Below are 19,529 nucleotides of genomic sequence, written 5' to 3'. Positions count from 1 at the left end.
CGCAATTGGTCACCTACTTGCCCTGACCGTATTTGTGCGCCGGAAGGCCTGAAGGGCAAGTAGGTGACTAATCGCGGAGGTCAGTGCTTCGTGCTCGCCTGACGGTAAGCGGCGACGGTGAGCTCGGCGCACGCCCGCCAGGTGAAGTTCGCGACGTGCGCGCGGCGCGCGGCCGAAGTGGCGACGGCGTGCGGGTCGCTGACGGCCACCCGCAGCGCTTCCACGAGCCCGTCGACGTCCTCGTAGGGGACCAGGCTCGCGCAGTTCCCCGCGACCTCGCGCAGTGCCGGGATGTCCGTGCACACCACGGGGACGTCCGACGCCAGCGCTTCCAGCACCGGGAGCCCGAAGCCTTCGTCGCGTGACGGCAGCACCAGTGCGCTCGCCCCGGCGACGACCCTCCGGAGGTTGACGTCCGACAGGTAGCCCACGTGGCGCGAACGAGGGCCCACCGCGAACGAACCGGGACCGACGAACACCAGATCAGGCAGATCCGGCGCGGCCTCGTGCGCCTGCCGAAGCCAATGCAGGCCCTTCCGGGGCCCGGGGGCGCCGGCGAAGAGCAGGTACTTGTCCGGGAGCCCGAGTTCCTTGCGGCGTTCCGGGTCCGGCGGGCGGGCGGTGAACCAGGCCGGGTTCACGCCGAGCGGGGTGACGATGATCTTGCCGCGGTCCACGTCGAGCCGTTCGGCGATCTGGTCGGCGACGGCGTTGGTGGGCGTGCAGATCGCGTCGGCGAGCCGGGCGCCGCGCCGCACCAGCCGCGGCAGTTCGTGATCGCTCGGCGCGAGCTCCTCGGGAGCGTCCAGAAAGGCCAGATCGTGGATGGTCACCACGCCCGCCGCGCGGAACCGGCCGGGCAGGACGAAGTTGGTGCCGTGCACGACATCCGTCGGACCGGCGAACAGTTCCACCGGCGGCAGTTGCGAACGCAGCCACGCCTTGCGCAGCAGCCGCGCCGCCACCGGCATACCTCGTGCCCGGACGCCGTGCGGGAGCACGTGCCGCAGCCTTCGCCAGCCGCGCAGCGTGAACGCGACCGCGCGAGTGTCCACTTCGGACATCGAGGCGAGTTCTTCGGACAGCGCGACGGTGTACCGGCCGATACCCGTCCTGGCACCGAGAAGCGGGGTCCCGTCGAGCAGGACGCGCAAGGGGCGGTCAGCCACGGCCGAGCCTCTGCTTGGCGACCTTGACCACGCGGCCGCCGACGCGCCGCGCGAGCTCCTTCGGGCCGCCGTCGGCGAGGTACTCGCGGATCAGGCCGACGTCGCGGAGCAGCATTTCCTTGCCCCGCACCGGTTCGGAGACCACGAGGTCGCTGGAGCCGGGCAGCCGGTCGGCGGCGGGCCGCGGATTCCGGCAGAACTCCACCAGTGGTTTCAGCGCCTCCGGCCAGGCGTAACGCCGGGCGACCGCGGCCATCCGCTCGACACAGCCCGCGGCGAATTCCTCGTCGTACAAGGCCTTTTCCAGCGCGTCGGCCAGCGCGTCCACGTCCTCGGCCGGGACGACGACGCCGAGCCGTTCCTCGCGGACCAGGTCGGCGAACGAGTCGCCGTCGGTGGTGACGATCGGCAGCCCGGCCCACAGGTAGTCCAGCACCCGCGTCCGGAACGCGAAGGTCGTCTCGACGTGCTCGTAATGCGTGGTGACGCCGCAGTTCGCGTCGAGCAGCCAGTTCTGGCGCTCCTCGTACGGCACCCACTGCTGGTTGAAGAACACGTGCTTGCCGGTGAGCCCGAGCGTGTCGGACAGCAGCATCGTCCGCGCGCCGATGTCCATCTCGGTGACCTCGGGGTTGGGATGCTTCATCCCGAGGAACACCAGGCGGACGTCGCCGCGGCGCTGCCGCAGCAGTTCGATCGCCCGGACCAGGGTCAGCGGGTCGAACCAGCTGTAGACGCCGCCCGCCCACAGCACGACGTGGTCGGTCTCGCCGATACCGTCCAAAGTGGACCGGAGGCCGGGGCCGGTGCGGACCGGCGCCTGTGGCGGCAGGCCGAACGGGACGATCGACAGCAGCGACTGGGTGGTCGGGTCGGCGTCGTACAGGCGAGGCGACAGCCTGCCCATCGCGGCGAGGTGGCCAAGCCAGAAGTGCCGCTGACGTTCCGACGCGCACAGGAAGAAGTCGCCGCGTTCCAGCTGCGCGTCGAGGACCTTGGTGACCCCGATGAGGTCCAGCGCCCGCTTGTCGTCGGGAACGCCCTTGCCCTGTTCGAGCAGTTCGAGGTGCATCGGGTCGTACAGATCCGCGACCACGATCTTGTGCGCGTACTGCTTCTTCAGCGAGGGCGCGAGTTCCAGCACGTGGCCCTGCAGGACGATGATGTCGGCCCACTCGATCGGTGTCTCCAGATCGCGCCGGGTGGCCGCGCTGACCCGGAACGCGGCGGGCGGCGGATCGGCGAGCGGGTTGACCGTGACCAGGTGGACGTCGTGTTCGGTGGCGAGGGTCGTGGCCATGTTCCACGCGCGGATCGCCGGGCCCGCCATCCGTTCGGTGATCGCGTCGCCGGTGATCACCAGTACCTTGCGGCGCTGGCCGAAGAGCGCGTCGATGCCGAACGTCTCGACCAGGATTTCGTGCGCGGCGAGATAACGCGGCAGCGGATACGCGGGCTCCAAGGCCTTGCGCAGCAAGGGAAGCAGATCGGCGTCGGTGCGGACGCGGGCGGCCTGTTCGGCGGCGCGCGACTCGGTGAGCGAGGGCAGCAGTTCGACGAACTGGTCGATCGCCAGCACGCCGGCCAACGTCGTCCTCGGCACCTCGACCGGGCCGGTTTCGGCCGGGCCGACGCCCTGGGCGAGGTCGAACCGGGTGGCGTCGAGGTCGCCGCGCGCGGTCGCCCGGCGGACCGCCAGCGCCAGCGCGGCGGGCAGGGCGCGGGCGAGGGTCTCGTCGGAGAGGTTCTTGTACAGCGCGGCCAAGGCGTTGCGTTCCAGCAGGAACGTCTCGCGACCGGAGTCCGGTGCGTCCACTGTGGACATCGTGGCGTGATGCCGGTGGTAGGTCAGCGACTCCGGCACGTAGCGCACGCGCCAGCCGCGCAGGTTCAGCCGCCAGCCGAGGTCGACGTCCTCGTAGAACATGAAGAACCGCTCGTCGAAACCGCCGAGTTCGGCGAACACCCCGGCGCGGACGAACATCGCCGAACCGGTCGCGAACAGGACGTCCTTGGCGATCTCGTGTTCGGCGGCGGGGACGTCGGCCAAGGGGCTGCCCGCATGGCGCTTGTAGCCCATGCCGAACCAGGTGAGGCCCGCGTCGACGAAGTCGGTGCCGGTGCCGTCCCAGTCGAGGACCTTGCTGGCCACCGCGGCGACCGTCGGTTGCGCGCGCAACTCGGCCACGGCCGCGCCGGCCCAGCCGGGAGCCGGGCGGGCGTCGTTGTTGAGGAAGGCGAGGACGGTGCCGGTGGCGTGCCGCGCACCGAGGTTGCAGCCTCCCGCGAAGCCGGAGTTCACCGGGGACTCGACGAGCTTGACGCCCGGGGCCGCGGCTCTGATCTCGGCCACGTCGGTGCCGCCGGAGGCGTTGTCGACGCAGATGACCTCGAGGTTCGGGTAATCGTGTTCGGCGAGTGCGCGCAGGCAGGTGATGGTGTCGGCCGCTCCCCGGTAGTTGACCACGATCACCGAGACGACCGGTTGCGTTTCCCCCTGCGCCAAAGCCGTACTCCCTGCTCTCGAATGGGGCAAGCTTAATTGCCCGCCCACGCGTCCCAGACCGCGCCTCGGCCCAGTGTCGCCCGCCGCCCGATGGCCCGCCGCTCGAGCAGCGTGCGCGGCAGGCGGGCGGCGACCGCGCCCAGGACCCGGCACCGGAGGCTCAGACGGAAGTTCGGCGCGTCCGCCCTCTGGGAATGACGGAGCCCTCGAAGGGGGAGTACCGCGGTCAGGACCGCGAACTTCACCAGCTGGCGGATCGCCACCGCGCGCGGCGCGCACCGCAGGAGGGTCAGCAGGCGGTTGCGTTCATTCCACAGGTGGAACGGGACCGAGCCCGGCAGGGTGCTCGCACCATGCCGATGGCTGACCTCGGCCTCGGCCCCCACGACGTCCCAGCCCGCCAGCCGCAGCCTCCACGCCGTGTCGGTGTCTTCGTAATAGCAGAAATAGGACGCCGGAACGCCGCCGACGAAACGGAGTGCCTCGACGTTCAGCACGGCCGCGCCCCCGCAGAAACCGAAGACCTCGTCGGCGGGTTCAGGCAGGTCGGCACCGTGGCCGTCGGCGGTCAGGCGGACGCCGGTCGACTGGACGGTCCCGTCGGCCAGCGTCAGCCGGGCGCTCACGGCGGCGGCGAGCGGAGCCTTGGCGAGGGTGTCTTCGCAGGTCGCCAGCCATTCCGGGGCCGGGGCGGCGTCGTCGTTCAGCCAGGCCATCAGCGGGGTGTCCACTTTGTCCAGCGCGGCGGCCATGGCGCCCGCGTAACCGGAGTTGCGCCGCAGCCGCAGCACCTCGGGCTTAGAGGGATGGGCGGCGAGCAGAGCGGCCGTCCCGTCGTCGGAGGCGTTGTCGACGACCAGCGTCCGATGCGGGCGGGACTGCGCGGCGAGGGCGTCGAGGCAGGCGGTGATGTGCGCGGCGCCGCGCCAGGTGACCACGACGACGGTGGTGCTGGTCATGCCAGAGAGAATAGAGACCATGCCCGAACTGGTCGTGCTCGCCGAGCAGCTGCTGGCGCCCGTCCCCGGCGGGACCGGCCGCTACACCGGGGAGCTGCTGCGGGCGCTCGCCGAGACCGCGCCGCCGGGATGGACGGTGTCGAGCGTGGTCGCCCGCCACGACGACGTCGGGGCCGCCGTCGTCGAAGGGGTCGAGGGTCCGCGCGTGCTGCCGATCCCGCCCCGCGCGCTGATCGCGGCTTGGCAGCTGGGCCTGCCGTGGTGGCCGGGTGGCGACGCGGTCCACGCGCCGACGCCGCTCGCGCCCGCGCGGGTGCCGAAGGGGCGGACGCTGTCGGTCGCGGTGCACGACACCGTGCCCTGGACGCATCCCGAGACGCTGACGCCGCGCGGCGTCGCGTGGCACAAGGCGGTGATCGCGCGGGCCGCGTCGCGGGCGACCGCGCTCACCGTGCCGACGCGAGCGATCGCGGACGAGCTCACCGCGCTGGTTCCGGTCTCCGTGCCGCTGCGCGTGATCCCGCACGGTGTGCGGCCGCATACCGGGTTCGCCGAGGTCTCGCTGCCGGAGCGGTACGTGCTCGCGATCGGAACCATCGAGCCGCGCAAGGGCATCGACGTGCTGATCGACGCCGTCGGCCGGATCGGGGTGCCGCTGGTGCTGGCGGGTCAGCCGGGCTGGGGCGGTATCGATCCGGTGGCACTGGCGCGCGAGCACGGCGCCGACGTCCGGGTGCTGGGGAAGGTGAGTGACGCGGAACTGGCGTCCACGTTGCGGGGCGCGTCGGTGCTGGCGATGCCGAGCCGGGCGGAGGGGTTCGGGCTGCCGCTGATCGAGGCGATGGCGGCCGGGGTGCCGGTGGTGCACTCGGACGTTCCTGCCCTGGTCGAGGTGGCCGGGGGAGCGGGCGTGGCGGTCCCTGTCGGCGAGGCGCAAGCGCTTGCGGATGCCCTTCGTGACGTACTGGACCATCCGGAGCATGCGGCAGCGCTGCGTGACAGTGGTCTCAGCCGTTCGAGTGAGTTCACCTGGCGGGGTGCCGCTTCCGCGGTGTGGGGTCTCCACCAGCGCCAGTAGTTTGTCGGTTCCCCACCGCGCGGCCCGTGAGCCGCCGTACCCTCCTAGGGTGACCGAAGACCCTCGCGTGCTGATCGACGCGACCGCCGTCCCCGCGGACCGGGGTGGCGTCGGTCGTTACGTGGATTCGCTGGTCGCGGCGCTGGACGAGGACGGCGCGCGGATCACCGTCGTCTGTCAACCACGGGACGCGGTGCTGTACGACCGGCTGGCGCCCGGCGCGCGGATCGTGCCCACCTCACCGTCGACGTCGACCAGGACGGCCAGGCTGACCTGGGAGCAGGCGACCCTGCCCCGGCTGGTCCGGCGGCTCTCCGCCGACGTCGTCCACTCCCCGCACTACACGATGCCGCTGGCCAGCCCGGCCGCTTCGGTGGTGACCCTGCACGACGCGACCTTCTTCACCGACGCGGTGCTGCACTCTTCGGTGAAAGCGCGCTTCTTCCGCGCCTGGACCGCGACGGCGCTTCGCCGCGCGACACTGTGCATCGTGCCGAGCATCGCTACGGCGGCCGAACTGGACCGCGTCGGCCAGGCGCGCACTGCCGAACTGGAGATCATCCACCACGGCGTCGAACCGGACCGGTTCCATCCGCCCTCGCCCGCCGAGATCGAGGCCGCACGGCAGGCCGTCGGACTCGGGAAAACGCCGTACGTCGCCTTCCTCGGCGCGCTGGAACCGCGCAAGAACGTGCCCGCGCTGATCCGCGGCTTCGCACACGCCGTGAGCGGCAGGCCGAACCCGCCGGCGCTGGTGCTGGCCGGGCAACCGGGCTGGGATTCGCAGGTCGAACGCGCACTCGACGCCGTACCGCACCGGCTGCGGGTGATCCGGGCCGGATATCTGCCGTTCGACACGCTCGCCGGCTTCCTCGGTGGCTCCGAACTGGTCGCCTACCCGAGCCTCGGCGAGGGATTCGGACTGCCGGTGCTGGAGGCGATGGCGTGCGGCGCGGCCGTGCTCACGACCCGGCGGCTCTCCCTGCCGGAGGTCGGCGGGGACGCGGTCGCCTACTGCGGGGTCGGCGCCGGAGACGTCGCGGCGGCCATCTCGGAGCTGCTCGACGCCCCGGCGAGGCGGGCCGAGCTGGGCGAAGCGGCGCTCCGGCGGGCGAAGGAGTTCTCGTGGGCGACGACCGCGGAGCGGCATCGGGAGGCTTACGCGAAGGCTTGGTACCGGCATGCGCAGCGGCGGGCGGGCTGAGGCTCCGCCCCGTACCCGCTGACGCTGGGCGCACGGATGTCCCCCATGTGGCATTGGGGACGCTGGGCGACCCCAATGCCACATGGGGAGCGTCGGATGTCGACGACTCGCCCCTCGCGGAGCGGCGGGGAGCAAGGGACCTTTGCTATCGCCCGGGGTGGGTGCGGCAGGTGGGGTATGCTTGAGGTGCGAGGCCCCGGTGGGGCCGAGTATGAAAGCCCGTGACGCGTCCGGACGGTCGTCTCGCGGGCTTTTCGCTGTTCAGGGCTCGATGACCGAGTCGATGAGCCGGCTCGCTCTCCGGCGCCAGGTGCCGCCCGCGCCGAAACACCATCCCACCGCGTCGGAAATCCACAGCAGGGGTTCGGCGGTCGAGTTCAGATGTTCGTAGGTGAGCTCGGTCTTGGACGGGCGGTGGCCGAGGGCTTTCTGCATCGTCCTGCGATCGTGGAGATCACGATGGTCGCGCGAGTCGAGCACCAGCCGGTGAGCGTTCTTGGCGAGCAAGTCGGCGACAGCGCGTTCGAGGCATTTCTGTCTCGTCTCTTCCTCTGTTTTCCGGGTACAGGCAGCCAGGGAGATGGATGTCGTGACTTCCAACGCGGCTATGCGGTCGATCAGTCGCCTGCGGCGGGGTTCCTTTTCTTTCTTGAAGTGCAGTTCACGTGCGCCGGGAAGCAGCAACGAACTCAACTCTCGCCGCGACGGCGCGAGCTGCGCGGGGGCGACCAGCGTCATGCACAAGAGGTATCGCTGATCTCGCACCGATTCGTCGATGAAGGCGTGCACGGGCATCGGCCCATTCTGCCCGGCGGTGATTGCGGAAAGCAGCGGGGTGCACACGTTCAGTTGCGGCGTTGCAACTGCCGAGGTGGGTGCGGCGCGGTCGCGTTCGGTGACGGGTGGACAATGGCCGCGTGACTGAGCACCCCAGCTACGGCGACGGGCTCGCCGTCGTGACCGTGACCTACTTCCCCGGCGAAACCCTCGAGAAGTTCCTCGACACGCTCGAGAAGGCGACGGACCGGGACGTCCAGGTCGTCGTCGCCGACAACGACTCCACGGGCGACGACGCGCTGGACAAGGCCGCCCGCCGGGACAACGTCAAGCTGCTCAGGATTGGCGAGAACGTCGGTTACGGCACGGCCGCCAACCGAGGTGTCGCGGAACTCGACGACGGCTACGGCTGGGTCGTCGTGGTGAACCCGGACCTCGAATGGGAACCCGGTTCGCTCGACGCGCTGCTGGAGGTGGCCGAGCGCTGGCCGCGCGGTGGTGCGTTCGGTCCGCTCATCCACGATCTCGACGGCACCGTCTACCCGTCGGCCCGGCTGCTGCCGTCGTTCGGCCGGGGGATCGGGCACGCGGCGTTCGGCAAGATCTGGCCGGGCAACCCGTGGACGCGGCAGTACCGGCAGGAGACCGGCACCCCGGTCGAGCGCACGGCAGGCTGGCTTTCCGGGTCCTGCCAGCTGTTCCGCCGCGAGGCCTTCGACTCGGTCGACGGCTTCGACACGCGCTACTTCATGTACTTCGAGGATGTCGACCTCGGTGACCGGCTGACCCGCGCGGGCTGGCTGAACGTGTACGCCCCTTCGTCGAGCGTCATGCACATCGGTGGGCACTCGACTTCGCAGGCTTCGGAGAAGATGCTGCGCGTGCACCACGAAAGTGCGTACCGCTACCTCGCGGACCGTCACCGCGGACTTCTGTGGAAGCCGGTCCTGCTCGCGGTGAAGGCCGGTCTCGCGCTGCGGCTCAAGCTCGAAACGCGCGGGAAGTAGCCGTTCCGGCCACCGGAACTCGCGCGACTCCGCTCTTCGTCATCGTTACCGTCGGTGCATGGACTTCGCCGCACTGGACACCTGGTTGACGGAACGCGCCGGGGAGGACCGATTCTCCGGAGTCGTGCTGATCCGGCGCGGAGCCGAGACACTGTTCGAACACGGGTACGGCCTGGCCAGCCGCCGCTGGTCGGTGCCGAACGCGCCGGACGTCCGGTACGACACCGCGTCGATCACGAAGGTCGTCACCGCGATCGCCGCGCTGCGGCTCGCCGACGAGGGGCGGCTGGATCTCGATCGCCCGATCGGCGAGATCATCGACCTCGATGGCACGGCGATCGCGCCCGGGGCGACGACGCGGCAGCTGCTCACGCACACGTCCGGGATCGCCGACGACGCCGACGAGGAAGCGGGCGAGAGTTACGAGGCGTTGTGGGTCGACAAGCCGGTGTACTCGGTGGTCGACACACGGGATCATCTGCCCAATTTCGCTTACCGGGCACCGAATTTCGCCCCGGGCGAGGGCTGCCGGTACTGCAATTCGGGCTACGTCCTCGCCGGGCTGGTGATCGAGGAGATCACCGGAAGGCCGTATCGCGACCACGTCCGGGAGACCGTGCTCGAGCGCGCGGGGATGTCCGATTCGGGTTTCTTCGACCGACGCGATCCGGCGCCGAGGGTCGCCGAGGGCTGGGACCCGATCCTCGACGGCGAGCGGATCACCGGCTGGAAGCAGAACATCTTCAGCTACCCGCCGATCGGGACACCCGATGGAGGTGCGTACTGCACCGTCGGTGACCTCGTCCGGCTGCTACGGGCGATCCGCGAGGAACGGCTCCTGAGCCCTGCGCGCACGAAGGAGTTCCTCACGCCGCAGGTGCTTCACAGCAGCGGTGTCTGGTACGGCTTCGGCCTCGAATTCGTCCTCGCGCCGGACGGCTCGGTGCGGCACTACTACAAGGACGGCGGGAACGTCGGCGTCTGCTCGCTGATGCGGCACTATCCGGCCGAAGGGCTGGACGTCGCGATGCTGTCCAATGCCACGTACGGCGGGGGAGCGGCGATCAAGGAGATCGATCGGGTGATCACGGCCTCCTGATGCAGGTGCTCGCGCGTGCAAGGAAAGGCCCCTTCATGGCAAAATTTGCTATGAAGGGGCCTTTCCTTGCACGTTTCGAGGGCTAGATGCCGTCCAGGCGGCGCGAGAGGTTCGACCGGCCCGAAGGGTTCTGCTTCACCGTCGGCACCAGGCCGCCGACCTCGTTCTCGACGGTCTCCGGCTCCGGCTGCTCGATCAACGGGCTCTGCACCGGCGCGGCGGGCGGCCGCCGGGTGAGCGGGGTCGTCGCCTGGGGCAGAGGCCTGGTCTGCTGGGGAGCGCCGGGTCGGCGGGGATACGGCTGCGGCTGAGTCGAGCCTTCGCCCCGCGCCGGCGGCAAGTCCAGCCGCGTCGTCGGTTCGGCCCCCGCGAGCGGGTGGTCGTTCTCGGCGATCAACGAAGCCGGTAGCTGAGTGGTCGTATCGGGGTCCGAGGACCGGTCGATCTCGGCGACCACCGATCGGGGGATCTGCTGAGTGTTCGCGGAGTCCATCGGAGACGTCGCGTTGTCCGGTGTCACGACGAAGGCTCCACGCGCGCTTGCGCGTGCGAGCAAGGCGTCCGCCCGAGCACGGGGGTCCATTCCCCTAGGCCTCCCGACTGACCTGGGGCCCTCTGGGTTCAGGGCCGACTGTGTGTTGTCTAGGGTAGGCCCTAGGTGCGGCTGCCGTCAGCAGACCCGCAAACGTCTTCCGACAAAAGTTGGCGGGCCGCCAGTACTCAGGCTTCCATGTCCGAGAGGATCCGCGTGCTGGAGTCCGCCTTGTCCGTGCCGCCGATGCCGTAGATCATCGAGATGTTGTTGCGGGCCCCCGCCTCGACCTCATCGGCCGGGAGCTCGTCGACGTTGCGCCGGTCGCCGCCGTTGCAGAACTCGAGCTCCGTGTCGGGGTACGCCGCACGGATCTGGTCGAACGACTCGTTGATGCCCGGCCCCTGCTCGACGGCGATGTACACGTCGTCGACGATGCGCAGCGCGCGGACGATCCTGGCGCGGACGTCCTCGGTCTGGATCACCCTGCCCTTCTTGAGGACTTGCTGGTGATCGTTGTTGACGATGACGATCAGGTAGCCGGACCGCGCCTGCGCGGACTCGAACAGGTCGAGATGGCCCTGGTGGAGCGGGTTGAAGTACCCGCTGACGATCGAGGCCTTCGCCGGTCGCTCGGTCATCGTCGGTGTCCTCCGTAGGCTTACGGTTTCAGGTGGCCCGCTCACCCTAGCCGAGTGCCGGGTAGTTTCACCGTGTGCTGTTCCGTCCTGGGTACTCGCTCGATCTGGACGCGGTCCTGGGGCCGCTGAGCCGGGGATCGCGTTCGCCCAACGTCGTCCGCACCGAGGCCGGGGTCACCTGGCTGGCCGCCAACACGGCGGACGGCGCGGGCACGCTCGCGCTGCTGCGGCGCGCCGATGGCGAGATCGAGGCGGAGGCCTGGGGACCCGGCGCGGACAGGCTCCTCGAAGGCGTTCCGGCGATGCTGGGCGCGCATGACGACGACTCCGAATTCGTCGCGCACCACGACGTCATCGCGTCGGCGCGGCGCCGGAACCCGGGATTGCGCCTCGGTTCGACCGGCCGGGTGTGGGACGCGCTGGTGCTCGCCGTGCTGGAGCAGAAGGTGACCAGCACGGAGGCGCTGCGGTCGTGGGGCGAGCTGTGCCGCTGGTTCGGAGAGCAGGCGCCAGGGCCGGGCCCGGCGCGGCTGCGCGTGCCGCCGACACCCGTCGCCATCCGATCCATTGTGGACTGGAAGTGGCATCGCGCCGGGGTGGACCTGAAACGGCGGACGACACTGATCGCCGCTGCCCGCGTCGCGTCACGGCTGGAAAAGGCCGTCGAACTGAAGGGTGCCGAAGGCCGGGCCTGGCTGCGGAAGGTGCCCGGAATCGGCGTGTGGACCGCGGCGGAGATCGCGCAACGTGCCTGGGGAGACCCGGACGCGGTGAGCTTCGGCGACTACAACATCCCGTCGATGGTCGGGCACGCGCTGGTCGGGACGAAACTCGACGACGTGGGGATGTCCGAGGTGCTGGCGCCGTATTCACCCCAGCGGCAGCGCGCGGTGCGCTACCTGTCGACGGCCGGATTCCGCCGTCCGAGGTTCGGGCCGAAGATCGAACTCCGCGACTACCGCGCCATGTGACCCGCATTCAGTCCTCTGAATGCGGGAATGGGGTCAGTTGCCCCAGCCCTGCGGCGGGTAAGGCTGCTGCTGGCTCGGGTACTGCGGCGGCTGCTGCGGGTACTGGTGGTGGGGGAGCGCGGGCGGCTGCTTGGTGTTCGACTTCACGAGGAAGTAGACCCCGACCCCGACCCCGGCCAGGACCAGGAAGGCGACCACCAGCACCAAGAGGAAGACCATGCCGAGAGACTAACCTGAGAACCCGTCATCAGCCCCGCGGCGGCTGCTTCGGCTTTCTGAGCGTCAGGTAAACGCACACACCCACGCCCACGAGCGCGGCCGCGATGAGTACCAGTTCGCCGATCATGACCACGGCATGGCTCCTTCGTCCGTTCCCGAAGTGGGCGGTCAACCCAGCGCGGCGTCGATGATCGCCTTGGCCTCGTCGCGGCCGAGACCCAGCTTCCTGGTCAGCGCGGCGTAGTCGGCGGCCGCCTGCCTCGCCCGTTCGCGAGTCTCGTCACCGACGGCGCTCACGAACGTCCCGGCCCTGCCGCGGGTCTCGATCAGACCCGCCTCTTCGAGTTCGCGGTAGGCCTTGGCGACCGTGTTCGGGGCGATGCCGAGGTCTTCGGCGAGTTTGCGCACGGTCGGCAGTTTCGCCCCGACGGGCAGGGAGCCGTCGTTGATCTGCTCCGCGTAGGCGGTGCGGACCTGCTCGAAGGGCGGGACCGAGGAGTTCGGGTCGACCCTGACCATGCGGTTTCTCCCTGCTGGAAATGCCGTGAAGGCCTCCTTGCCTACCTTGAGGGTAGGGAAGGAGGCCTTCACGGACAGTCGGACTACTGGCGGGGCGGGACGACCTGAGTGCGGTCGCCACCGGGCACTACCTGGGTGGCGTCGCCGCCGCCACCGGATACGACCTGCGTACGGTCGCCGTCGCCCGCTGGAGAGACGACCTGCGTACGGTCGCCGCCCGCGGGCGACACGACCTGGGTGCGGTCGGCGCCGGCGTCCGCCTGGTGCTGGGGGGACACGACCTGGGTGCGGTCCGCGCCGGCGTCGATCGGCGGCCCCGGCTGCGGGGGAGGCGGCGGGAACCCGGCTGCGGCCGGCGGCTGCGCCGCGCCGAAGGGGTTGGGCGCCGGGGCGCCGGGCGGCGGCGCGAAACCGGCCTGCGGCGGCGGGAACCCAGCCGGAGCGGGGGCGAAACCCGCCGGGGGCGGCGGGAAGCCGGGTGCCTGGCCGTAACCGGGCTGAGGCGGCGGGAAGCCGGGCTGCTGCTGCCAGTTGCCCTGCGGGGCGGGGCCACCGGCGGGCGGGGGCGGCGGGAAGCCGGGGGCCGGGCCGCCACCGCCGAAGTTCGGGTTCTGCGGGAAGGTCATCGGCGGCTTCTTCGCCTGGTTGACCTTAACGATGATCACCACGATCACGATGATGATGACGATGATCGCCAGGGCCAGCAGAAACCAGCCGAAGCCGTCACCGTCACCGCTGCTGTGGACCCGGACCCGGTCGAGGTATGGCGTCAGCGCCGTCAGCATCATTCCCCCTTCAGAACGTCAGCCGACACCCTAACGGCCGAGCGCGACGGGCACTGCGGCTTCCATCAGTTCGGCGAGATCTTCCGACCCTTCCGGCAGGGAATCCACCGGCCACCACCGAAGATCGTCCGATTCGTCACTTTGGACCGGTTGTGCTCCCCGTGGTGCGCGCACCACGAAACGCACGTCGAAATGCCGGGTGGGCACGCCGAGCGAGCACGTGATCGGGTGGACGTCGAGATGCACCGGCGCCGGGTCGATCACGAGCTCCTCGATGCCGGATTCCTCACGTGCCTCACGAAGGGCGGCGTCCGCGAGCGTCGCGTCGCCGGGTTCGCAATGCCCGCCGAGCTGCAACCAGCGCCCGACTCGCGGATGCAGGGTGAGCAGCACGTTTTCCGCGTCGGCATCGAGAAGGACGGCCGACGCGGTGATATGCCCGGCCGCGCATTCGCGGCGGCAGACGTCGTCGCGGGCGGCGAGGAAGCCGAGATAGGCCTGGCGCAAGGATTCCTGAGCCGCGTCCCCGGGTCGCCAACCGGACAAAGTGGACACAACGTCGTCGTGCAGGGTCACAGTTCGAGAAGTCCTTCAGCGGGTTCGACGGGGTCGCGGGCAGGCGGAAGGGCGGCGGGATGCCCGATCGCGACGGCGCCGAGCGGTTCCCAGCGCTCGTCCAGACCGAGCACGTCACGCACGATGTCCGCGGCGAAGATCGTCGACCCGATCCAGCATGAACCCAGGTCTTCGGCGGCGAGCGCGACCAGCAGGCCCTGCACCGCGGCGCCGCCGGCGACGGTGAACATCGTGTGCTCACAAGCGTTCCGCCGGTCGTCGCGGTAGGTGTGCGCGCCCTCGGCGACGAGGAACGGCACCACGACTTCGGGCGCGTTGTAAAGGATGTCACCGCGGCTGAGGCGCTTCGCGACCTGTTCGGCGGTGAAGTCGTCGGCTTCGAGATCGGCTTGCCACGACGCCTTCATCGCGTCGAGAAGCTTGCGGCGCAAGCCTTCCTCGCGCAGCCACACGAACCGGACCGGCTTCGTGTGATGCGGCGCGGGCGCCGTCAGCGCCGTCCCGACCGCGCGGCGCAGCACGTCGGGATCGACCGGCTCGTCGGTGAACGACCGGATCGAACGCCGCGCGAGCACGGCTTCCCGGCGCCCCTGCGCGATGGCTTCGTCGGTCCCGAGGCGGAACAGGTCTTCTTCGACCGGGCGGAGCAGTTTTCGTGCGGTCGAACCGTCGTCGGTCAGCCGAAGTCCACGCACGACGGCGACCGGTGTCCCGCCGAGCTTGCCCTTGACCAGATCCGCCGCGGCGGCGAGTTCGTCGGCGATCGCCACCTCGGTGACGGCGAGTTCGTTGCCCTGGCTGTCGACCTCGCCCGCGTACGAGTGCAGCACCCGCAGTCCGGACGCGCCGATCGCGGCGTCGGTCTGCCCGACCCGCCACGCGCGGCCCATCGTGTCGGTGACCACGACGGCGACCTCGACACCGAGCCGTTCACGCAGTCCGTTCCGCAGCGCGAGCGCGGAAGCGTCCGGATCGGACGGCAGCAGCGCGACCTCGCCGGAGGCCACGTTCGACGCGTCCACCCCGGAGGCGGCCTGCACGATACCGAGCTTGTTCTCGGTGATCACCGTCCGCTTGATCCGCGCGATCACGCGGACGGACTCCTCCTCGACGAGCTTGCGCCGGGCGGCGTCACGCTCCTCCGGGTCGGCGGGGACGCGGATCAGCATGCCCTCGACCTTGGAAACGATCTTGCTCGTCACGACCAGGACGTCGCCCGACCGCAGCCAGGGAGCCGCTTCGACGAGCGCCCCGGTCAGGTCGTCGCCGGGACGGAACTCCGGCAGGCCTTCGACCGGCAGGATCTCGATCTTCGCGGAAGCGTGGTCACTCAACGGAAACTCCAGCCAGATCGAAGGCGGCGCGCACCATGGCCGCCGTGGCGTCCACATCGGACATCAGCAGCGGTACGGCGCGGACGGCGACTCCCGGCACGTCGACGGTCTCGCCCTCGGAGACCAGCCAGCCGTCGAGCACACCGTCGGATTCCTTGCGGGAACCGTAATGCCGCCCGACGGCTTCGGCCGAGGTCTCCACGCCGATCGCGCTCAGGCACGCGTCGGCCATCCCGCGCAACGGCTTCCCGCCGATGATCGGCGAGACACCGACGACCTTGGCGCGCGTCTTCCGCAGTGCGTCGCGGATTCCCGGGACACCGAGCGTCGTGCCCACGGAGACCACCGGATTGGAGGGCGCGAACAGCACGATGTCGGCGGCCGCGATCGCGTCGAGCACGCCCGGCGCCGGTTTGGCCTCGTCGGCGCCGACGGCGATGATCGAATGCGCCTTCGGCTCGGCGCGGTAGCGCACCCACCACTCCTGGAAGTGGATCGCCTTGCGCTGGTCCGGATCCTCCGGGTCATCGATCACGACATGCGTTTCGACGCGGTCGTCCGACATCGGCAGCAGACGCACACCCGGCTGCCAGCGATCGCACAGCGCCTCGGTGACCTGCGAAAGCGGATAGCCCGCGCGCAGCATCCGCGACCGGATCAGATGCGTCGCGATGTCCTTGTCGCCCAGGCCGAACCAGGTCGGCTCGGCGCCATAGGCGGCGAGCTCCTCCTTGACCGTCCAGGTCTCCCCGGAATGGCCCCAGCCGCGCTCTTCGTCGATCCCCCCGCCGAGGGTGTACATGCAGGTGTCCAGGTCCGGGCAGATGCGCAGACCGTGCATCCACACGTCGTCCCCGGTGTTCACCAGCGCGGTCACCTCGTGCGGCGACTCCGGCGCGGAGCCGGTCGCGGGCAGACCCAGTGCTTGTTTGACCCCCAGCAGGAAGCGGGCTCCGCCCACTCCGCCGACCAAAATGACGACCTTCACGACGGGCGATCCTCGCACGCGCCGGGGCCCGGGGCCCAGTAGCGGTACCTGTGGTGCTCCGTACAGCCCAGGCTTTCGTACAGCTTCAGCGCGCCGGAGTTCGCCACCGCGACCTGCAGCAGCATCCCGGTCGCGCCCTGAGCGGCACCCCAGGCACCCACGGCGTTCATCAGCCCGCGTGCCAGCCCTCGCCGCCGGAACTCCGGCCGTACCTCCAGCCGGGCGATGTGCAACCACTCGCCGACGACCGCTCCGCGCACCGCGCCCGCCGTGACGCCGTCCAGCTCGACGACCCCGAAGCCGACCTTGCCGGTGCCGAGGACATGCCTCGGCGCCTCCGCCGGATCCGCGCTGCCCGCCGTCGACTCCCACCATCCGGACGTCGGTTCATCGAGAATCACCGCTCCGGCCGAGGTCCCGTGCGAGAGCGGCCCGGTCAGCACGCGGACCTCGTGCGCGGGCCGGTGTTCCACATAGTGGACCCAGCCACAGGCGGCGATGGCATCCTCGAGAGACGTGTTCTGGATCACCTGAACGACGGGCGGGATGGCATGATCGTGGGCGAAGTCACAGACCGTCCGCAGGGTGTCTGGCAGCGGTTTTCCCGGGTCACCGATCGCCAGGGCACTGTTGGCCCGCGCGGTGAACCCGTCCGCCCAGCGGAGCCTCCAGTCACCGATCCGGCTCTCCAGCAGGGGAGTCCAAGCGCGGCTACAGGTGAGCTCGAGCATTTCCGCAGTGTTCACGGTTAGATTGTGCCAAGGAAGGCAGTGGAGGGACCCCGATGAGCATCGCGCGCAAGGACGACAGGCACAACGAAGACCTCGTCCGCGAGATCTCGGACGGCTTCAACCGGGCATTGGGCGCGGAAAAGGCCGTCGAGAAGGGCGAGACGGACACAGTGGCGGCGAAGCCCGCCGCGCCGAAGTTCGTCATCACTGGGGACAGCAGGGCCACTCCGCCGCCTCGCCGGAAAGACCGCTGAACGCCCATACCCGGGGTAGGCGATAAGGGTGGCCTAAGCGGGCCGGTCGCGCCCGTGGGCGCGTAATGTCCGTTGCAGACTGGTGAAGCAGAGATAAAGCAGGAGTGCGCAGTGACCTACGTGATCGCCGAGCCCTGCGTCGACGTGCTCGACAAGGCGTGTATCGACGAGTGCCCCGTGGATTGCATCTACGAGGGTGACCGCATGCTGTACATCCACCCGGACGAATGCGTCGACTGTGGTGCCTGCGAGCCGGTCTGCCCCGTCGAGGCGATCTACTACGAGGACGACGTCCCCGACGAGTGGAACGACTACACCAAGGCCAACGTCGACTTCTTCGACGAGCTCGGCTCGCCCGGTGGCGCCTCCAAGGTCGGCAAGACCAGTCACGACCCCGCCTTCATCAAGGCTCTTCCCCCGCAGGGCGAATGAGCCGGGTCGCTCTTCCCGATTTTCCCTGGGACTCCCTCGCCGAGGCGAAGGCGAAGGCTCAGGCGCATCCCGGCGGCCTCGTCGACCTGTCGATCGGCACGCCGGTGGACCCGGTCCCCGAGAGCATCCGCGCGGCGCTCGCGTCCGTGTCGGAGATCCCGGGGTACCCGACCACGCACGGGATCCCCGAGCTGAGGGCCGCCGCGATCGACGCGCTTTCGCGGCGGCACGGCATCGAGGGTGTTCCCGAGGCGGCCGTGCTGCCGACGATCGGTTCGAAGGAACTGGTCGCTTCGCTGCCGCGGCAGCTGGGGTTCGGCCCCGGCGATCTCGTCGTGATCCCCGAGGTGGCGTACCCGACGTACGAGGTCGGCGTGCTGCTGGCGGGTGCTTCCCTGCTGCGCGCGGACAGCACGTTCGCGCTCGGTCCGCAGCGGCCTTCGATGCTTTGGATCAACTCGCCGTCCAATCCGACGGGGCGCGTGCTCGGCGTCGACCACCTGCGCAAGGTCGTCGAATGGGCGCGCGAACGCGATGTCGTCGTGGTCTCCGACGAGTGTTATCTGGCGCTGGGCTGGGAAAGCGAGCCCGTGTCGATCCTGCACCCGTCCGTGCACGGCGGCTCCCTCGACGGCCTGCTGGCCGTCCACTCGCTGTCGAAATCCGCGAACCTCGCCAGCTATCGAGCCGGATTCGTCACCGGTGACCCGAAGCTCGTCGCCGGGCTGCTGGAGATCCGCAAACACTCCGGGCTGATCGTGCCGCGGCCGGTGCAGGAGGCCATGGTCGCCGCGCTGAAGGACGACGAAGCGCTTGCTGTGCAACGGGAACGCTATGCGCGCCGTCGTTTGGTGCTGCGGAAGGCGTTGCTGGACAGCGGTTTCGAGATCTCGCATTCCGAGGCCGGGTTGTATCTCTGGTCCACGCGCGGGGAATCCGCGCTCGACACGGTCGACTGGTTGGCCGATCGCGGCATCCTCGCCGCACCCGGCACGTTCTACGGGCCGGCCGGTGGACGGCACGTCCGGATCGCGTTGACGGCGACGGACGAACGGATCGACACCGCCGTGGAGCGGCTCGCTTCCTGACTAGGGCACGTCGCGGCCGGTGAAACCCCGGTAGACGAACCGCGTCAGCGCCTCGACGGCTTCTTCTTCGGAGACCGACGACGGGTCGAGCAGCCACGTGTGCGCGAAACCGTTGACCAGTTCGGCCATCATCGCGAGCGTGACCCGCTCCGACGCCGGGAGTGCCATGCCCGCCGCGGTGATGTACCCGAGGTGGTCGAGAAGGTCCTCCGCCTGATCGGCGCCGAAACGCGCATAAGTGCGTGCGAACTCGTCGCTGACCATGGCGGCCTGGCGCAGCGCGAGCATGGTCGCGGCGTTGTCACGGTGGAAGTTCCAGTACTCGCGGACGTGCCAGCGCACGGCTTGCGGGTCGGTGAAGTCGGGGATGTGCTCCGGTGAGGTCGCGTTGACGTCGCTCGCCGCCGCGAGATCTTCGAGGAGTGCTTCGAGCAGCTCTTCCTTGCTCGTGAAGTGGTTGTAGAACGAACCCGCCGCGCGTCCGGCCTCCGCCGTGATGTCGGTGATCTTGGTGTTCAGGTACCCCTTCGCCGCGAAAACGCGCTTCGCCGCCTCCTTGAGCGCGGCCTCGGTTTCCGCTGCCTTCTCCTTGCGGCTCGTCGCCGTCATCGCCACCTCCTTGACAGGGAAGGCTAGCAACGAGCAAACTGAATCAAGATT

General features: G+C 69.8%; 23 protein-coding genes. 8 read left to right on the top strand and 15 right to left on the bottom strand.

Annotation, left to right across the window (positions count from 1 at the left end):
- Positions 1-80: 80 nt before the first annotated feature.
- From BLW75_RS18900 to BLW75_RS18890, 3 genes are read right to left on the bottom strand one after another with little or no spacing between them, the layout of a single operon-like run.
- The gene (locus BLW75_RS18900; protein WP_034304881.1) at positions 81-1,169 is read right to left on the bottom strand and encodes a glycosyltransferase family 4 protein; all 1,089 of its coding nucleotides are present in this window, start codon (positions 1,167-1,169) and stop codon (positions 81-83) included.
- Positions 1,162-3,675: a glycosyltransferase gene (locus BLW75_RS18895; protein WP_034304884.1), complete on the bottom strand. Its 2,514-nt coding sequence runs from the start codon at positions 3,673-3,675 to the stop codon at positions 1,162-1,164. The genes BLW75_RS18900 and BLW75_RS18895 overlap by 8 nt, the downstream gene beginning before the upstream one ends.
- A gap of 32 nt (positions 3,676-3,707) precedes the next feature.
- Complete coding sequence (locus tag BLW75_RS18890) at positions 3,708-4,634, bottom strand: glycosyltransferase (protein ID WP_034304886.1); 927 nt, start codon at positions 4,632-4,634, stop codon at positions 3,708-3,710.
- Positions 4,635-4,653: 19 nt separating this feature from the next.
- Here BLW75_RS18890 and BLW75_RS18885 point away from each other — a divergent pair, with 19 nt between their 5' ends.
- Complete coding sequence (locus BLW75_RS18885; RefSeq protein WP_034305086.1) at positions 4,654-5,712, top strand: glycosyltransferase family 4 protein; 1,059 nt, start codon at positions 4,654-4,656, stop codon at positions 5,710-5,712.
- A gap of 67 nt (positions 5,713-5,779) precedes the next feature.
- Entirely contained in the window at positions 5,780-6,916 is a 1,137-nt protein-coding gene (locus tag BLW75_RS18880; RefSeq protein WP_034304888.1) for a glycosyltransferase family 4 protein, read from the top strand.
- Positions 6,917-7,177: 261 nt separating this feature from the next.
- Here the strand turns inward: BLW75_RS18880 and BLW75_RS18875 are convergent, their stop codons facing one another.
- Positions 7,178-7,711 carry a hypothetical protein gene (locus BLW75_RS18875; protein ID WP_034305089.1) on the bottom strand — a complete coding sequence of 178 codons (534 nt, stop codon included), beginning with the start codon at positions 7,709-7,711 and terminating at the stop codon, positions 7,178-7,180.
- A 122-nt stretch (positions 7,712-7,833) separates the two neighbouring features.
- Here BLW75_RS18875 and BLW75_RS18870 point away from each other — a divergent pair, with 122 nt between their 5' ends.
- A complete protein-coding gene (locus tag BLW75_RS18870; protein ID WP_198935646.1) occupies positions 7,834-8,700 on the top strand; it encodes a glycosyltransferase family 2 protein in 867 nt (288 codons plus the stop codon).
- Between the two features lie 58 nt (positions 8,701-8,758).
- Positions 8,759-9,799: a serine hydrolase domain-containing protein gene (locus BLW75_RS18865; protein ID WP_034304891.1), complete on the top strand. Its 1,041-nt coding sequence runs from the start codon at positions 8,759-8,761 to the stop codon at positions 9,797-9,799.
- 82 nt (positions 9,800-9,881) lie between these two features.
- Here BLW75_RS18865 and BLW75_RS18860 read toward each other — a convergent pair whose 3' ends face one another.
- Entirely contained in the window at positions 9,882-10,382 is a 501-nt protein-coding gene (locus BLW75_RS18860; RefSeq protein ID WP_034304893.1) for a hypothetical protein, read from the bottom strand.
- Positions 10,383-10,519: 137 nt separating this feature from the next.
- Positions 10,520-10,972: an adenylyltransferase/cytidyltransferase family protein gene (locus tag BLW75_RS18855; RefSeq protein ID WP_034304896.1), complete on the bottom strand. Its 453-nt coding sequence runs from the start codon at positions 10,970-10,972 to the stop codon at positions 10,520-10,522.
- A 74-nt stretch (positions 10,973-11,046) separates the two neighbouring features.
- Here BLW75_RS18855 and BLW75_RS18850 point away from each other — a divergent pair, with 74 nt between their 5' ends.
- On the top strand, positions 11,047-11,943 hold the full coding sequence (locus BLW75_RS18850) for a DNA-3-methyladenine glycosylase family protein (RefSeq protein ID WP_034304898.1): 897 nt from the start codon (positions 11,047-11,049) through the stop codon (positions 11,941-11,943).
- A gap of 33 nt (positions 11,944-11,976) precedes the next feature.
- On the opposite strand, the gene BLW75_RS18845 is transcribed toward BLW75_RS18850, so the two are convergent.
- The 8 genes from BLW75_RS18845 to BLW75_RS18815 all read right to left on the bottom strand — a co-directional run bounded on the left by BLW75_RS18845 (position 11,977) and on the right by BLW75_RS18815 (position 17,095).
- Positions 11,977-12,162: a hypothetical protein gene (locus tag BLW75_RS18845; protein WP_034304901.1), complete on the bottom strand. Its 186-nt coding sequence runs from the start codon at positions 12,160-12,162 to the stop codon at positions 11,977-11,979.
- A gap of 28 nt (positions 12,163-12,190) precedes the next feature.
- On the bottom strand, positions 12,191-12,289 hold the full coding sequence (locus tag BLW75_RS43965; protein ID WP_167373504.1) for a DUF4366 domain-containing protein: 99 nt from the start codon (positions 12,287-12,289) through the stop codon (positions 12,191-12,193).
- 41 nt (positions 12,290-12,330) lie between these two features.
- Complete coding sequence (locus BLW75_RS18840) at positions 12,331-12,681, bottom strand: GntR family transcriptional regulator (protein ID WP_034304904.1); 351 nt, start codon at positions 12,679-12,681, stop codon at positions 12,331-12,333.
- 83 nt (positions 12,682-12,764) lie between these two features.
- A complete protein-coding gene (locus BLW75_RS18835; RefSeq protein WP_167373474.1) occupies positions 12,765-13,466 on the bottom strand; it encodes a hypothetical protein in 702 nt (233 codons plus the stop codon).
- Positions 13,467-13,496: 30 nt separating this feature from the next.
- A complete protein-coding gene (locus tag BLW75_RS18830; RefSeq protein WP_034304910.1) occupies positions 13,497-14,042 on the bottom strand; it encodes an NUDIX hydrolase in 546 nt (181 codons plus the stop codon).
- Complete coding sequence (locus BLW75_RS18825; protein WP_091597840.1) at positions 14,039-15,433, bottom strand: coenzyme F420-0:L-glutamate ligase; 1,395 nt, start codon at positions 15,431-15,433, stop codon at positions 14,039-14,041. The genes BLW75_RS18830 and BLW75_RS18825 overlap by 4 nt, the downstream gene beginning before the upstream one ends.
- Positions 15,369-16,364, bottom strand: a complete 996-nt coding sequence (gene cofD, locus BLW75_RS18820; protein WP_034304914.1) for a 2-phospho-L-lactate transferase — start codon at positions 16,362-16,364, stop codon at positions 15,369-15,371. Before cofD ends, BLW75_RS18825 begins: the two co-directional genes overlap by 65 nt.
- Positions 16,361-17,095, bottom strand: a complete 735-nt coding sequence (locus tag BLW75_RS18815; protein ID WP_034304917.1) for a GNAT family N-acetyltransferase — start codon at positions 17,093-17,095, stop codon at positions 16,361-16,363. Before BLW75_RS18815 ends, cofD begins: the two co-directional genes overlap by 4 nt.
- A gap of 53 nt (positions 17,096-17,148) precedes the next feature.
- Here BLW75_RS18815 and BLW75_RS18810 point away from each other — a divergent pair, with 53 nt between their 5' ends.
- From BLW75_RS18810 to dapC, 3 genes are all read left to right on the top strand, one after another.
- Positions 17,149-17,349, top strand: a complete 201-nt coding sequence (locus tag BLW75_RS18810; protein WP_034304919.1) for a hypothetical protein — start codon at positions 17,149-17,151, stop codon at positions 17,347-17,349.
- 111 nt (positions 17,350-17,460) lie between these two features.
- Positions 17,461-17,781 (top strand): ferredoxin, encoded by a 321-nt coding sequence (gene fdxA, locus BLW75_RS18805; protein WP_016331413.1) that lies wholly within the window; start codon positions 17,461-17,463, stop codon positions 17,779-17,781.
- Positions 17,778-18,869, top strand: a complete 1,092-nt coding sequence (dapC, locus tag BLW75_RS18800; RefSeq protein ID WP_034304923.1) for a succinyldiaminopimelate transaminase — start codon at positions 17,778-17,780, stop codon at positions 18,867-18,869. The genes fdxA and dapC overlap by 4 nt, the downstream gene beginning before the upstream one ends.
- Here dapC and BLW75_RS18795 read toward each other — a convergent pair whose 3' ends face one another.
- Positions 18,870-19,478 carry a TetR/AcrR family transcriptional regulator gene (locus BLW75_RS18795; RefSeq protein WP_034304926.1) on the bottom strand — a complete coding sequence of 203 codons (609 nt, stop codon included), beginning with the start codon at positions 19,476-19,478 and terminating at the stop codon, positions 18,870-18,872. It abuts the gene before it with no gap.
- Positions 19,479-19,529: the final 51 nt, after the last annotated feature.

This window comes from Amycolatopsis lurida (genome assembly GCF_900105055.1).
GTDB lineage: Bacteria > Actinomycetota > Actinomycetes > Mycobacteriales > Pseudonocardiaceae > Amycolatopsis > Amycolatopsis lurida.
The sequence above is the reverse complement of the archived record's forward strand: the minus strand, read 5'-3'. Positions and strand labels throughout refer to the sequence as shown.

What these genes read in the sequence shown, in the direction of transcription:
- BLW75_RS18890 (WP_034304886.1), bottom strand. Translation starts at nt 4,634, where the DNA reads ATGACCAGCACCACCGTCGTCGTGGTCACCTGGCGCGGCGCCGCGCAC.
- BLW75_RS18885 (WP_034305086.1), top strand. Translation starts at nt 4,654, where the DNA reads ATGCCCGAACTGGTCGTGCTCGCCGAGCAGCTGCTGGCGCCCGTCCCC.
- BLW75_RS18875 (WP_034305089.1), bottom strand. Translation starts at nt 7,711, where the DNA reads ATGCCCGTGCACGCCTTCATCGACGAATCGGTGCGAGATCAGCGATAC.
- BLW75_RS18865 (WP_034304891.1), top strand. Translation starts at nt 8,759, where the DNA reads ATGGACTTCGCCGCACTGGACACCTGGTTGACGGAACGCGCCGGGGAG.
- BLW75_RS18860 (WP_034304893.1), bottom strand. Translation starts at nt 10,382, where the DNA reads ATGGACCCCCGTGCTCGGGCGGACGCCTTGCTCGCACGCGCAAGCGCG.
- BLW75_RS18855 (WP_034304896.1), bottom strand. Translation starts at nt 10,972, where the DNA reads ATGACCGAGCGACCGGCGAAGGCCTCGATCGTCAGCGGGTACTTCAAC.
- BLW75_RS18845 (WP_034304901.1), bottom strand. Translation starts at nt 12,162, where the DNA reads ATGGTCTTCCTCTTGGTGCTGGTGGTCGCCTTCCTGGTCCTGGCCGGG.
- BLW75_RS43965 (WP_167373504.1), bottom strand. Translation starts at nt 12,289, where the DNA reads ATGATCGGCGAACTGGTACTCATCGCGGCCGCGCTCGTGGGCGTGGGT.
- BLW75_RS18840 (WP_034304904.1), bottom strand. Translation starts at nt 12,681, where the DNA reads ATGGTCAGGGTCGACCCGAACTCCTCGGTCCCGCCCTTCGAGCAGGTC.
- BLW75_RS18835 (WP_167373474.1), bottom strand. Translation starts at nt 13,466, where the DNA reads ATGCTGACGGCGCTGACGCCATACCTCGACCGGGTCCGGGTCCACAGC.
- BLW75_RS18825 (WP_091597840.1), bottom strand. Translation starts at nt 15,433, where the DNA reads ATGTGGACGCCACGGCGGCCATGGTGCGCGCCGCCTTCGATCTGGCTG.
- BLW75_RS18815 (WP_034304917.1), bottom strand. Translation starts at nt 17,095, where the DNA reads ATGCTCGAGCTCACCTGTAGCCGCGCTTGGACTCCCCTGCTGGAGAGC.
- BLW75_RS18810 (WP_034304919.1), top strand. Translation starts at nt 17,149, where the DNA reads ATGAGCATCGCGCGCAAGGACGACAGGCACAACGAAGACCTCGTCCGC.
- dapC (WP_034304923.1), top strand. Translation starts at nt 17,778, where the DNA reads ATGAGCCGGGTCGCTCTTCCCGATTTTCCCTGGGACTCCCTCGCCGAG.
- BLW75_RS18795 (WP_034304926.1), bottom strand. Translation starts at nt 19,478, where the DNA reads ATGACGGCGACGAGCCGCAAGGAGAAGGCAGCGGAAACCGAGGCCGCG.